This is a genomic window from Nitrospirota bacterium (assembly GCA_023229435.1).
GTDB lineage: Bacteria > Nitrospirota > UBA9217 > UBA9217 > UBA9217 > JALNZF01.
Genome location: JALNZF010000002.1, coordinates 78,239 through 93,440, shown reverse-complemented (window position 1 = coordinate 93,440; position 15,202 = coordinate 78,239). Strand labels below are relative to the sequence as shown.

General features: G+C 52.2%; 9 protein-coding genes. All 9 read left to right on the top strand.

What is annotated here, in order from left to right; genetic code table 11:
• Positions 1-5: 5 nt before the first annotated feature.
• The 9 genes from M0R70_02070 (at position 6) to M0R70_02030 (ending at position 15,196) form a co-directional block, all read left to right on the top strand.
• On the top strand, positions 6-2,855 hold the full coding sequence (locus tag M0R70_02070) for a DEAD/DEAH box helicase (GenBank protein MCK9418147.1): 2,850 nt from the start codon (positions 6-8) through the stop codon (positions 2,853-2,855).
• Positions 2,856-4,760, top strand: a complete 1,905-nt coding sequence (locus tag M0R70_02065) for an ATP-binding protein (protein ID MCK9418146.1) — start codon at positions 2,856-2,858, stop codon at positions 4,758-4,760. It abuts the gene before it with no gap.
• Between the two features lie 22 nt (positions 4,761-4,782).
• Positions 4,783-6,414 (top strand): site-specific DNA-methyltransferase, encoded by a 1,632-nt coding sequence (locus tag M0R70_02060; GenBank protein MCK9418145.1) that lies wholly within the window; start codon positions 4,783-4,785, stop codon positions 6,412-6,414.
• 78 nt (positions 6,415-6,492) lie between these two features.
• Positions 6,493-7,632 carry a PDDEXK nuclease domain-containing protein gene (locus M0R70_02055; protein ID MCK9418144.1) on the top strand — a complete coding sequence of 380 codons (1,140 nt, stop codon included), beginning with the start codon at positions 6,493-6,495 and terminating at the stop codon, positions 7,630-7,632.
• 118 nt (positions 7,633-7,750) lie between these two features.
• The gene (locus M0R70_02050) at positions 7,751-10,423 is read left to right on the top strand and encodes a DEAD/DEAH box helicase family protein (protein ID MCK9418143.1); all 2,673 of its coding nucleotides are present in this window, start codon (positions 7,751-7,753) and stop codon (positions 10,421-10,423) included.
• Positions 10,424-10,994: 571 nt separating this feature from the next.
• Entirely contained in the window at positions 10,995-11,774 is a 780-nt protein-coding gene (locus tag M0R70_02045) for a carbon monoxide dehydrogenase accessory protein CooC (protein MCK9418142.1), read from the top strand.
• A 9-nt stretch (positions 11,775-11,783) separates the two neighbouring features.
• Positions 11,784-12,341 (top strand): 5-formyltetrahydrofolate cyclo-ligase, encoded by a 558-nt coding sequence (locus M0R70_02040; protein ID MCK9418141.1) that lies wholly within the window; start codon positions 11,784-11,786, stop codon positions 12,339-12,341.
• Between the two features lie 63 nt (positions 12,342-12,404).
• Entirely contained in the window at positions 12,405-12,968 is a 564-nt protein-coding gene (gene folE, locus M0R70_02035; GenBank protein MCK9418140.1) for a GTP cyclohydrolase I FolE, read from the top strand.
• A 128-nt stretch (positions 12,969-13,096) separates the two neighbouring features.
• Entirely contained in the window at positions 13,097-15,196 is a 2,100-nt protein-coding gene (locus tag M0R70_02030) for an FAD-dependent oxidoreductase (GenBank protein ID MCK9418139.1), read from the top strand.
• Positions 15,197-15,202 lie beyond the last annotated feature (6 nt).

Here is a 15,202-nt window from a genome sequence, read left to right as displayed (position 1 = left end):
GATTAATGAATCTAACCGACTACCACGCAAAATACTTCGCTCATGAGCTGACCAAACGCTGCGCTTCGGACAGCATCGAGAAACTTGCCGGCGCGTTGGTTGATGCTCAGGTTGACCTGAATCCCCATCAGATTGACGCCGCGCTCTTTGCCTTCAGGTCTCCACTATCCAAGGGCGGGATCCTTGCTGATGAGGTCGGGCTCGGCAAGACCATCGAAGCCGGGCTGGTCATATCACAGCACTGGGCAGAACGTCATCGCCGCATTCTGATCATCACACCCGCCAACCTGCGCAAACAATGGCACCAGGAACTGCAGGAAAAATTCTTTCTGTCTTCGATCATCCTCGAAAGCAAGCCTTACAACGAAGCAATCAAAAAAGGGAATTTCCGTCCTTTCGAATCAGACAAGATCGTTATCTGCTCTTACCAGTTCGCTCGTGGCAAGGCAGCGGATGTCAATGCCATACCGTGGGACCTTGTGGTGATCGATGAGGCCCACCGGTTGCGCAATGTGTACAAGCCCTCCAATGTTATCGCAAACACGTTAAAGCAGGCACTGATACACGCCCCCAAACTGCTTCTTACCGCAACGCCGCTCCAGAATTCACTATTGGAACTTTACGGTCTTGTCAGCTTCATCGACGAGCATACCTTTGGCGATCTCAAAAGCTTTCGCGAACAATACGCCAACCTGAGTGATGAACGCACGTTCACAGCCCTCAAGGCGCGTCTCAAACCGATCTGTCATCGGACCCTCCGGCGACAGGTGCTGCCCTATGTGCGCTTTACCCAGCGGTATTCCATTGTTCAGCCGTTCACGCCGGAGGAGAGCGAAGACCGCCTATACAATTTTGTTTCCAACTATCTCCAACGGGACAACCTGCAAGCCCTTCCAGCAAGCCAAAGGTCGCTCATGACGCTGGTCCTTCGGAAGATTCTCGCTTCCTCCTCGTTCGCTATCGCCGGTTCACTCGAAACCTTGAGCAAACGTCTCCAACTCCGTCTCAAGAAGCAGGAACCAGAAGAACCACTTTCGGACGAACTCGACAAGGATTATGAAGCACTTGGCGAAACAGCGGATGAGTGGGGTAATGGGGAACAAGAGGAGCCTTTATCCGCCGAGGACAGAGTAGTCATTGAACAGGAAATCAGTGATCTCGAAAGCTTCCGACAGCTTGCACTCTCCATTGATTACAATGCCAAGGGAAGAGCGCTTCTGAAGGCGCTTGAAATCGCATTTGCCAAAGCACGAGAAATCGGAGCTGAGGAAAAGGCTATTATCTTCACTGAATCCCGCCGCACGCAGATCTATCTGCTGCGTGTACTTGCCGAAAGTCCTTGGAGCAAAGGCATCGTTCTGTTTAACGGCTCGAACAATGACGAAAGCTCGCGCCAGATTTACAGGGACTGGTCCAAAAAGCATGAAGGTACGGATCGTGTAACAGGATCGCGGACTGCTGACATGCGTTCGGCGCTCGTGGATTACTTCCGGGAAGAAGGCAGGATCATGATTGCTACAGAGGCAGGCGCTGAAGGCATCAACCTCCAGTTCTGCTCTCTTGTGGTGAACTACGATCTGCCCTGGAACCCCCAGCGCATTGAGCAGCGTATCGGCCGATGCCACCGTTACGGTCAAAAGCACGATGTAGTAGTCGTGAATTTCCTGAACCGGAACAACGAGGCGGACCAGCGCGTATTCCAGCTTCTTTCCGAAAAGTTTATGCTGTTCGAGGGCGTCTTCGGCGCAAGTGATGAGGTCCTGGGTGCCATTGAGTCCGGCGTGGATTTCGAGAAGCGCATCGCCGACATCTACCAGCGCTGCCGCACGCCCGAGGATATAAAATCATCATTCGACCAGCTTCAGCTTGAGCTGAATATCCAGATCGACGAGGCCATGACCCGCACCCGTCGCCAACTGCTTGAAAACTTCGACGATGAAGTTCGAGAAAAACTGCGGGTGAGCGATGAAAGTACTCGACAATACCTTAATCGCTATGAACGTCTACTTATACAGCTCACGCGTTATGAATTAGGAAATCATGCGGAGTTTCTGGATGATTCGTCCTTTCGATTAAAATCCTGCCCTTTTGATGGAGACATCCCAACCGGTCTCTACGAGCTGCCAAGAAGGACCGGCGAAGCCCATCTTTACCGGCTCAGCCATCCGCTTGCCGCCAATATCCTTGAACAAGCCAAAGGACGCGACCTTTCTCCCGCAGAGATCATCTTCGACTATAGCGGACACGAGGGCAGGGTCAGTAGGCTGGAGCCGTATATCGGCAAGCGGGGTCAGTTACTTCTCAGTCTTTTTACTGTTGAATCACTTGACCAGGCCGAAGATCACGTGCTTTGTTCAGCTATTAGTGAAGATGGTCAGATTCTTGAGGAGGAACTTGCGCAAAGACTTTTGTCCCTGCCGGCGAAAGCTGTTTCTCCGTTGACAGACACTCCGAATAATGACAAACTGCGGGAGCTGACAGAACAGCGGCAGGTTGCTATTCAAAAGGGCATCTCCGAGAAGAATGCGAAGTATTTTGAGGATGAGGCGGAAAAGCTGGACGGGTGGGCGGATGATCTGAAGCTGGGGCTGGAGAGGGAGATCAAGGATCTTGACCGGCAGATCAAGGAGGCCCGGCGAGCTGCAACAGTTTCCCTGACATTGGAAGAAAAACTCGCTGGTCAGAAGCAGATTAAGGCGCTTGAAGCACTGCGCGGCCAGAAACGAAAGTCCTTGTTTGAAGCGCAGGATGAGATTGATCGGCAAAGGGAATATTTAATTGAAAAGATCGAAGGGAAGCTGAAGCAGAGGACAGAGCTTACAAGCCTTTTTATGGTTCAGTGGAGGATACAATAAATGGAACTACATAGAGTTCAGATTACCAATTTTAGATCTATCAAGGACTTAACGATATACTTTAGTCCTAGATGTAGAGTTCTTGTGGGAATCAATGAATCTGGCAAAACAAATATTCTCCGCGCTCTGTCCATGCTGAATGAAGATCAGGTTCCAACGGATGATGACAAGCGGGATCCTTTGCCGGACGAACCTCCGGTAACGGAGTCGTATATCCGATTCATTTTTAAACTCGATAAATTGGAACGGCAAAAGGTTTTTGAGAAAATCAAAGATAACTTTATTGCCAAGAATATCAAAAAACCTATGTTGACATATAAGGCGCAAGAAATGACTTTGCAGAAATTTTGCGATGAACTAACGGAAGGTGTCTACCGGGTAAACATATTAAGCCCTAAGAACAAAAAAGAGGCTGTTTATCGGAAGCTCAGTACGGGATATAAAGTGCATGACACTTGGAAAAAACCTTCGGCTGCGTGCCCACCGACTTACACCCTTGCATTGCCAGACAGCAACAACGCGATTAGTATTTCCAAGCACATCATTGACGTGGAAGATTGTCCGGATATTCCAGCTAACTATTTAACCGACGTAACACCAGAAGACATTAATGAGATGGTAGGTTCGCAGATTGTAAACATAGTAAATGATGGTTTGCTGGATTGTATTTATTGGGTGTATAGCGAGAAGAACCTGCTGCCAGGAAAGATTGAACTAAGTGGATTTATAAGTAATCCAACAAGTTGCTTGCCTCTGAAGCACATGTTTGAGTTGGCAGGTATCAGTGATATAGCTAAAGCAATTACAGAGGAACAGAAAAGGCCAAATGGTTTGCGGAATTTGCTCAAGCGTGTAGCGGACAGGACAACGAAGCATATAAGAAATGTGTGGAAAGAATATAAGGATATTAAAATCATTTTATCGGAGAACGGGCCGCACATTGATGCCGCAATCGAAGATAAATTCAATGTCTATAATTTTGCCAGAAGGAGTGATGGGTTTAAACGGTTCGTTACGTTTTTGTTAATGATATCTGCAAAAGAGAGGACTAAACAACTTAGAGACACTTTGTTGTTGATTGATGAGCCGGATATCGGGTTGCATCCATCTGGCGCAAGATATTTGAGAGATGAGCTGATTAAGATATCTGAAACCAATCATGTTGTCTATAGCACGCATTCCATTTTTATGGTGGACCGCGAGAATACGGAACGACACTTGATTGTGAAAAAGGAAAATGAGGAGACATCTGCTGAGAATGTAAGTCAGTCGAATATAAAGGATGAAGAAGTCATCTATAACGCCTTGGGCCATTCGATATTTGAGGATTTGGCAAAGAAAAACATCGTGTTTGAAGGGTGGCGTGACAAACAGCTATTTCGCATTGCGATTAAAACACCTCCATCAAAATATAAGAGTCTTAAAGATGACTTCAGTGGCATTGGTACTTGTCATGCTGTCGGTATAAAAGATATTCCACGTGTTTCCACAATTTTAGAGCTTGCAGACCGAGAGTGTATGATTGTTAGCGATGACGATAACATTGCAAAACAATATCAGAAAGAATATGACGGCCACGGTAGGTGGTGCCGGTATTCAGAAATATTGGAAAACACCAAGGCGCTAACAGGTGAAGATTTTATCAAGCCGGAAGTATTTGAACCGATCTTCAAGAAATTAATGCAAAAATATCCGTTGCTTTCTGAGTTATCAGAGGGTCAGCTTCACGATAGTGGTGGGAAACTGTATGTAATCGACGAGTGGTTGAAAAAAGGTGGTATCGGTCAGCAAGAGAAAAAGGCTGTATTGAATGAAATCAAGGGAGAAATATTCAACAACCTCAAAGCATCACATGTAGAAGAAGAGTATTTTGAATTTCTGAAAAAACTTGCAAAGTTGCTGTAAGTAGAGGCGAGCTATTGAAAATATGACTCAACGAAAACAAAAACTCGAACTGACCTGGATTGGCAAAGAAAACCGGCCGAAGCTTGAGCCGCGTATTCTGCTCGAAGACCCGGACAAGTCTTATCACGCGCCGCATAGACAGACGAAGAAGGATATCTTCGACAATCTGCTGATCTTCGGTGACAACCTGCTTGCGCTGAAGGCGCTGGAGCAGGAATTTACCGGGAAGGTGAAGTGCGGATTCCTTGATCCGCCGTACAACACAGGCAGTGCGTTTACCCATTACGACGACGGGCTGGAGCATTCCATCTGGTTGTCGCTGATGCGCGACCGGCTGGAGATCATCAGACGGTTGCTGTCCGACGATGGCTCGTTATGGATCACGATTGACGACAACGAGGCACATTACTTAAAGGTGTTGTGCGATGAGGTGTTTGGTCGGGCGAACTACAAAACAACAATAACATGGCAGCGCAAATACAGCGTCAGCAATAACTATCAAGGTATTGCGACTATTTGCGATTTTGTACTCGTCTATGCTAAGAGTGAAAAGTTTCAAAACAATCTGCTTCCCCGAAGCGAAGAGTCGACGGCGCGGTATAACAATCCAGACAATGATCTGCGTGGACCGTGGAAGGCCGTTGATTATCTGAATCAGGCAACGCCCGAAAAACGCCGGAATCTGTGCTATGACATCGTCAATCCGAATACGGGTGACGTCGTAAAAAATACCAAAAAGGCATGGAAGTACGACCCAGATACACATCGGCGCCATATCGAAGAGAACCGTATTTGGTGGGGACGCGATGGACGTAATACGGTCCCAGCAGTAAAACTATTTCTATCTGAGGTGCGTGATGGTATGACACCCCATAATTGGTGGCCTCATGAAGAAGTTGGACATACAGATGAGGCGAAGAAAGAAATGATTGGGTTGTATGGTGCGCGCGATGTTTTTGATACACCCAAACCAGAGCGTTTGATTCAACGTGTCCTTGAAATCTCAACCAACCCAGGCGACCTCGTTCTCGATTCCTTTGCAGGTTCCGGTACGACCGGAGCAGTAGCGCATAAGATGGGGCGGCGGTGGATTATGGTAGAGTTGGGCGAGCATTGCCATACCCACATCATTCCGCGCATGAAGAAGGTGATCGACGGCCAAGACCCAGGGGGTATCACTGAGGCTGTGGGCTGGAAGGGCGGCGGGGGATTCAGGTATTATCGGCTTGCGCCGTCTCTGCTTGAAAAGGACAAGTGGGGCAACTGGGTCATTAACAAGCAATACAATGCCGCGATGCTGACAGAGGCGCTCAGCAAATTAGAGGGCTTCACCTACGCGCCGAGCGATTCGGTCTATTGGCAGCATGGACATTCGAGCGAACAGGATTTCATCTATGTTACAACGCAGAACCTGAACCATGAGCAACTCCAGGCTCTCTCGGATGAAGTGGGGTCAGGCAGGTCGCTTCTGGTCCTGTGCTCCGCCTTCCGCGGCAAGTCCGACCGCTATCCGAACCTGACGATCAAGAAGATTCCGAACGCGGTCTTGAAGCGTTGCGAATGGGGGCATGACGACTACAGCCTTCAGGTGGAGAACCTGCCCAAGGCCCCGCCGAAATTGGGACAGCAGGGGTTGTTTGACGAGGAAGAGTGATATTATTGTCCGCAGATTACCCCCGCTTAAATCTTTCGAGGGCAGGCTCTGATGGCCGCAGATTAGAAGAGGTATGCGATGAGAAAAAAGCCGCTGTATGAACGCATTCGGCAGATACTCGAATCAGCCAGGATCGGCGCTGCCCGGACAGTCAATACGACGCAGGTGGTTGCAAATTGGCTGGTCGGTCGGGAGATCGTGGAAGATGAGCAGGCTGGCAGCAAGCGAGCCAGATACGGTGGAAAGCTTCTCGAAGAAATTTCCAGACGTCTTAAAAAGGAGTACGGCGCAGGTTATTCCGTTGATAATCTGGAGCTGTTCCGGCGGTTCTATCTGGAATACCGAAAGCTGATTTCCGACGCAGCGTCTCGGAAATTGGAGAATCCTGAAATTTCCGACACACCGTCTCGGAAATCGTGTGAGTCCACTCAAACAGCAGCTCTAATTCGTCACACACTGTGTGACCAATCGTGGAGACCCGGCCTGCTCCATCCCAACCTGTCCTGGTCACTCTACCGGCATCTCGTGCGCGTGGAATTATCTCAGGCTCGAGCTTTTTATGAGATCGAGGCTATCCAAAACAACTGGTCGGCGCGGGAGCTGGAGCGGCAGATCAACAGCCTGCTCTATGAACGTCTTGCCCTGAGTAAGGACAAGAAGGGGCTGATGAAGCTGGCGACGAAGGGACACGAGGTGCAGAAGCCGGTCGACGTGTTCAAGGACCCGGTAGTCATGGAGTTTCTCGGTCTGCCCGCGATGCCGAAGCTTGTAGAGTCTGACCTGGAACAGGCGCTTATCAACAACCTCCAATCCTTTCTGCTGGAACTCGGCAAGGGCTTCGCTTTCATCTCCCGTCAGGAGCGGATCACTCTCGACGGCGATCATTTCTATATAGATCTGGTATTCTATCATACGCTTCTCAAGTGCTACGTGCTCATTGATCTCAAGACAGGTAAGCTTACGCACCAGGACCTCGGCCAGCTCCAACTATACGTCAATTACTTCGACCACGAGCGCCGCACAAAGGGAGACAACCCCACGCTGGGCCTGATCCTCTGCACGGATAAGAATGATGCTGTTGTTCGATACACTCTGGGTCCGGACCAGGAGAAGAAAATATTCGCAAGCAGGTATAAACTGTATTTGCCCACGGTGGCCGAGCTGAAGACGGAGTTGAAGCGGGAACTCAAAGAACTGGACACAGCTTCAGCAGAGTGATGATTGTCGTAACACTGTCACGACAATCGCGTTGTTGGATAAGGATTGTGTCCGCATTGCGGACACAATATGATCTGGCGCCCGGGTTTCTTCGGGTGACGAGAAATATGGGGACGCGATGAACAAATATGTAAATGCCATTGCCGGGCGGCTCAGCCTCCGACCGCCTCAAAGGCGATCTCTTGAGATACTGGATAGAATCACGGAGATCGTACCTCCTCGCAAGGGTGCGGATATTCAAGCTGCTCTCGCCACGATCAAGTCTGAATTCCCTACGGTAACCGACTTTGAGAGAGACTTTCCCTCGCTCTGCTTTGCTCTGGCTACAGGCGTTGGCAAGACGCGACTCATGGGCGCGTTTATCAGTTATCTTCACCTTGCCCATGGCATCAACCACTTTTTCGTTCTTTCGCCGAACCTCACGATCTACAACAAGCTCATTGCCGACTTTACACCGAACACCCCGAAGTACGTATTCAAGGGGATAGCCGAGTTCGCTGTTGAGCCTCCTGTCATCATCACCGGCGACAATTACGAATCCGGCGTGGGTGTGCGGGCAGGCGTATTGCCTGGGATCGATATGTCGGTCCATGTAAACATCTTCAATATCTCGAAAATCAATTCCGAAGTCCGGGGTGGAAAGTCTCCGCGCATCAAGCGTTTGTCAGAGTACATAGGCGAAAGCTATTTTGAATACCTCGCCGGTCTTGACGATCTGGTTCTTCTCATGGACGAATCGCACCGCTACCGCGCTTCCGCCGGCATTCGGGCGATAAATGAACTGAAGCCTGTTCTCGGTCTGGAACTGACCGCGACTCCCATTGTGGAGACAGCGAAGGGCGCGATCCAGTTCAAGAACGTGATCTTCGATTACCCTCTGTCAAAAGCAATGGAAGATGGCTTTGTAAAGGAGCCCGCTGTTGTTACGCAGAAGAACTTTGACCCCAAACAGTTCACTCCCGAGCAGATCGAGCAGATAAAGCTCGAAGACGGTATCCGACTGCATGAGAACACCAAGGTCGAGCTTGAGACGTATGCACGCCAGACCGAACAGCGGATCGTGAAGCCCTTTATGCTGATCATTGCCAGGGATACGACCCATGCCGGCCAGTTGAGCGAATATATCAAGTCTGACAAGTTCTTTGAAGGACGGTACAAGGATAAGGTGATCCAGGTCGACTCGAGCAAAACCGGCGCGGAAGAAGACGAGATGGTCGCGCGCCTGCTGAAGGTGGAAAGCTCCGATGAGCCGACGGAGATTGTGATCCACGTGAACATGCTCAAGGAAGGCTGGGATGTGACGAACCTGTACACTATCGTACCGCTCCGTGCCGCTAATGCCCGTGTCCTGATCGAGCAATCAATCGGACGAGGTCTGCGGCTGCCTTATGGCAGGCGAACCGGGGTGAACAGTGTTGACCGTTTGAACATTGTTGCCCATGACCGGTTTCAGGAGATCATTGACGAGGCCAATAGGCCCGATTCCGCAATCCGGCTCCAGCAGGTCATTCTTGATCCGGCTACCGATATGCAGAAGATGCAGACAACAGTTGTGCAAACCACCCTTGCCACACAGATCGGGGCTGTGAAGGCAGAAGGTCAGGTACCTAGCGACACTGCTCAACCTCTTTTTGCAACCGAGACGGAGCGTGCCATTGCGCAGGCGACGGTAGATATCATTAAAAAGTACGAAAACTTGCCGGCATCGAGCCATTTATTGAAGAAGGAAGTGCAGGAGAGGATTGCCGAGGAAGTGGCCGAGTACGTTGCTCCGATGCAGCAGGCTTTGCCGGGGATTACGGAAAGACCAAACATCGCGGCCGTGGTTGCGAAAACCGCAGAACTTATGGTTCAGCAGACGATTGATATCCCGCGAATTCTCGTTGTTCCCAAAGGACAGGTAACCGTCGGGTTTCATCCATTCACGCTTGATTGCTCAGGCATCCGGTATCAACCGGTTGAACGGGACTTGCTTATCCAACACCTGAGGACGAACGCTCAGGAAACTCTGGGTTTCAGCGGCAGTGGTCAGCATGAGAGCAGACTCGAAGACTACCTTGTCCGAGGTCTGATCGACTTTGACGATATTTCCTATGATGAGCATGCGGACCTTCTGTACGATCTTGCCGGCCAGATGGTAAGGCATCTGCGCTCATACCTTTCGGAAGACGACACGAAGAATGTGTTGCTTTATCACCAGAAACAGCTGGGATCATTCATACACGCCCAGATGCAGGAGCACCAGTGGGAAAAGGCGGCTGATTACGAAGTGATCGTTAGCAAGGGTTTCACTGAATTGAAATCCAGCGCCTTTACGAACAGGGCTAATGAACCTGTCTTTGATTTCCGCAATACCGTGGAGGACAAAACCAGAATCGGCCAAATGCTGTTCGGCGAGTTTAAGCGCTGTCTTTATCCGATACAAAAATTTCACTCAGACACTGAACGGAAACTTGCAGTTATTCTCGATCGGGAAGCCCAAAAATGGCTCAGGCCAGCCATTGGTCAGTTCCAGATCTTCTATAAATCAGGCGTTGTTCAGAGTGATTATGTGCCGGACTTCGTAGCCGAAACCGATAAGTGCATTTATATGATGGAATCCAAGGCTCGAAACGATATGGACAGCGCCGAGGCGCAGGCCAAGAAGGATGCTGCCGTCAAATGGTGCGCACATGCGACAAAACATTCTACTAATAACGGTGGCAAACCGTGGAAGTATGTGCTGATTCCGCACGATTCGATTACAGAGAACATGTCGATCGCGGGATTGGTAAGCCAATTCGGGGGCTAAGAAAAGGGGTTGCGGGTCTGGCCTGAAAAGCGGCAAGGTTAGTCGCTCGCTCCTGGGTTTGCATGGCGGGCAGGCATCAGTAATTATTTCACCATTTCATGTTTGCACCTTGACGCTTGTCTTTGAATAGGAATGGGCAAGTTAATATTGGAGGTGTCTCAGTTATATTGACACAGAGGGCTATCGACTTATTACGAGTTCACTATTAACTGTCAGTAAAAACTATGTGGTAGATTAGTATTTACCCAGATCGCAGCGCCTCTTGACGGGGCGCTGCGATTTTTTGTACCCGCAACAATAACTCGTTAACCAACAAACTATTTTCCCCCGTGCTCCTCGGCAAAGCCCGCTACTTAGTGGTAAATATGCCTGCCATTTCCATCTGTATCACTTCAATATATAACACTTTTATCATTGTTGGCGGCATGTTTTTAGTCACCTGACAATATCGCTCTACCGTTGCATGCTGACAGAACTCCGTTAGTTACGATATGTAACAAAAAATCCTTGACACCCAAGCTTCATAGATGTTATTTTGATGCTCTATTTTCTATTTGTTGAGGAGATTTGCTTGAAAATAGCTATTACCGGCAAGGGTGGCGTGGGCAAAACGACGCTGGCAGGTCTGTTGGCGCGGCTCTATGCGGCCGCGGGCAAAAAGGTCCTTGCGGTTGACGCTGATCCGGACGCGAACCTGGCCTCCGCGCTCGGGATCTCGCCTGAGGCTGCCTTGAAGGCCCTGCCGCTCGCCGAGCAGTCTGACATGATCGAGGAGCGGACCGGCTCCCGGCCCGGCAAACCCGGCGGCATGTTCAGCATCAATCCCAAGGTGGACGATATCCCGGAGGCGTACGGGATCCAGCATGAGGGCGTGCGGCTCCTGGTCATGGGAAAATCGAAAGAGGCCGCGGCGGGCTGTTATTGTCCGGAACACGTTCTTCTGCGCCGTCTCATCAGTCACCTTATCCTGCGGCTGGACGAGGTGGTCATCCTTGACATGGAGGCGGGCATCGAACACCTGACCCGAGGCACGGCCAGCGGCGTGAACGCCTTCATTGTTGTCGTGGAGCCCGGACAGCGGAGCCTTCAGACCGCGCGTCACGTGGAGGAGCTGGCAAAGGGACTCGGCATCAAGGATGTCTTTGTTGTCGGCAACAAGATCAAACAGGCGTCGGACAGGGAATTCATCGCGAAGCACCTTGCCGGCATGAAGGTCCTTGGGTTCATGAGCTACAGCGACGACACGGTCAAGGCGGACCTCGACGGCAGATCGCCCTTCGATGCCTCGCCCCGCGCCGTTGACGAAGCGAAGGTCATTAAGGCCTCGCTCGACCAGTTGATGAAGAAGTAATTCCTTCACGTGAAAAAAGAGATCAGAAAAAAGGTTCTCGCTGCAAGGGACAGTCTGTCGCCGGAAAAAAGAACAGCGAAAAGCCGGGAGATCGAAGAGCGGCTCTTTTCCCTTTCTGAATTCAAGTCCGCGCGCATTGTTCTGTTCTTCGCGTCATTCCGGAGCGAAGTGGACACGGGTCCGATGATCCGGCGCGCATTGACCTTCGGCAAGAGGGTCGTCCTTCCGAAAGTGGAAGGCACGGAACTGGCGCTGTACGAGATCGCGGATTGGGACCATGACGTTTCTCCCGGCGCATGGGGAATTCCCGAGCCCCATGAGAACAGGCCGGTCAGACTTGATGAGCTCGATCTCATTCTGGTGCCCGGTGCGGCGTTTGACGGGCGGGGCAACCGGCTGGGATACGGCGCCGGATTTTACGACAAGCTGCTGAGTTCTTTCACGAAGACGACCGTGGCGCTGGCATTCGAAGCGCAGATCGTTCCGCAGGTTCCGGCGGAGGAACATGATATGCCGGTGAAGAAGATCGTGACGGAGAAGAGAGTTATAATTGCGCATAGCGCATAGCGCAAAGGGTAAAAGCCTTTCTCTATGCCCCATGCGCCATGCCCTTTGCGAGGTTCACCGACCATGGACAATAAAAAAATAGAAAAAGGCGTCAAACTCATCCTGGAAGGGATCGGCGAAGATCCCGAGCGGCCGGGCCTTCAGGACACACCCAGACGGGTGGCTGAGATGTATGGGGAGATCTTCACGGGCATCTCCATGGACACCGAGAAGCTTCTCACCCCCATGGCCGGCGAGAGCCACGATGAGATGGTGATGATCCGCGATATTCCATTTTATTCGGTCTGCGAGCATCATCTCCTTCCGTTCTTCGGCAAGGCGCACATCGCTTACATCCCGGGCGCCGGAAAGATCGTGGGTATAAGCGCGCTTGCGAAAGCGCTTGAGGTGTTTGCAAAGCGGCCCCAGGTGCAGGAGCGGCTCACGGCCCAGTTCATCGATCTGATCGTGAGCCACCTGAAGCCCAAGGGCGCCATGGTGGTCATCGATGCCGAGCACCTCTGCATGAGCATGCGCGGCGTGAGGAAGCCCGGCTCCCGGGTGGTCACGTCCGCGGTGCGGGGCACCTTCCGGACCAAGGAGTCCACCCGCATGGAGATGCTCGAACTGCTGACGAAAAGAGAATAATTTTGCAACCACGGATGAACACACCCTGCACTCGCGTTACCACTCGTAAACGCCGGGCGCAGGCGGATGAAAAGCTTTTCAATCCGCACTTCGCAATCCGCATTCCGAAATCGAATTAGGAGTAATCAATGGCATCGGAAACAACGTGCATCCCAACCGAGTACCGGCCTTACGGCGCCGAGATCAAGGAAACAAGGCCCTATTCACCGTGCCGTGCCGCATGCCCGGCGCATACCGATGTTCAGGCCTATGTGGGCCTGATCGCCCAGGGCAGATATACCGAGGCCTTCGAGGTCATCACATCGGTGAACCCGATCGCGTCGGTCTGCTCCATGATCTGCCACCATCCCTGCGAGCAGTCGTGCAGGCGCTGCGGCGTCGACGAGCCGCTGGCGGTCCGCCACCTGAAGCGCTTTGCCATCGAGAGGTCCAGGGACTATCGGCGCGCCAGGCGCAAGCTTGTCCAGAAAACGAAAGGCAAGAGCATCGGCATCATCGGCTCCGGTCCCTCGGGCCTTACCGCGGCACGGGACCTTGCCAACCTCGGCTACGGGGTCACGATCTACGAGCGCCAGCCTGTGCTCGGCGGCATGCTTGCCGTCGCGATCCCGCCTTATCGTTTGCCGAGAGAAGTTTTGAAAGAAGACATAGACGATGTTGTAACAAAAGGCATCGAGGTAAAGACGAACTTCGAGATCGGCAAGGACGCAAAACTTGATGATCTCCTGAAGAAACATGATGCAGTGCTGATCGCCATCGGTCTTTCCCTGAGCCGGTCGCTGAACATTCCCGGCGTGGAAGGTTCCGGCGTGCTGCTCGCGATCCCATTCCTCGAAGATGTTGCCTTCAACCGGAAGCCGAAGCTGGGAGAGAAAGTGCTGGTCATCGGCGGCGGAAACGTTGCCATGGACGTCGCCCGCTCTGCCCGCAGGCTTGGTGTGAAGAACGTGGAAATGGTCTGCCTCGAGAACGAAGAAGAGATCCCTGCCTGGAAATGGGAAGTGGACGAGGCTGTTGAAGAGGCGATAAAGATCAATTACCGCTGGGGCCCGAAGGCGGTCAAACGCGAAGGCGACAAGGTAAAGGGCCTGGAGGTCACGAAGGTCCTATCGGTCTTCGACGCGAACAAGCGGTTCAGCCCGACCTTTGACAATAGTGTGACCAGGCTTCTTGAAGCCGACACGATCATCATCACCATCGGCCAGATGTCGAACCTCTCGTTCCTGAAGGACGGTCCGGTGAAGGTGGACGAGCGCGGACGGGTGGAGTGGAATCCCGCGACCCAGCAGAGCGGCGCAGGGAAGGTGTTCGTTGCCGGCGAGGTCGTGACCGGGCCAGGCTCGGCGATCGCGGCTGTAGCGAACGGCCACCGTTCCGCGCTGGCGATGCACCTGTATCTTCAGGGAGAGTCGATCGAAGGCAGGCTTCCTGTACAGGAAAAGGAAAAGATCGCGCAGATGCCGTCGGAGGTCGTTGAAAAGATCGCCAGGCAGCCGCGCATGAAGGTCAGGCATCTTGCGCCCGAGGTCCGCGTCAAGACCATGGAGCACTTCGAGGAGGGCTTCACCGAGAAAGAGGCGCTTGAAGAAGCAGGGCGGTGCCGGGGCTGTGGCGGCGGCGCTGTGGTGGACCAGAAAAAATGCATGGCCTGCCTCACCTGTCTGCGTGTCTGCCCTTACGGCGCGCCGGTCGTGACGTCGGTGTCCGAGATCAGGCCCGAGTATTGCCAGGCCTGCGGGCTCTGCGCGCCGGAATGTCCTGCCCAGGCCATCAGCATGGTGAGCTACGACGTTCGAGAGATCAGGAAAACGCTGCCCACCGTTATCGGCAAGATTGACGCCAAACGGCAGGAGCCGGTCGTTGTCGCGCTTCTGTGCACGAACCACGCAGGTATGCTCGGGTTAGATCTGCCGAAGAACGTGCGAACTGTTCCCGTCCACTGCACCAGCCGTATCGATGTTCTTGACCTTCTGAAGGCATTCGAGCTTGGCGCTGACGGCGTGGCAGTCGTGCGCTGTGGCGATGGCAACTGCAAGTATAAGGACATTGCCCCGCGAGTGAACGCGCGGGTGAAGCGCGTTCAGGACCTGCTCGGCATGCTCAAGATCGAGCCCAGCCGTATCGAGATACTTTCCGCACCATCGACCAATGGCGGCAATCCTTACGCGGCAGTGTGCGCGGAGTTTTCGGAGAAGGTGAAGAAGATAGGGATGAGAGCTGGCAAATAACGGCTC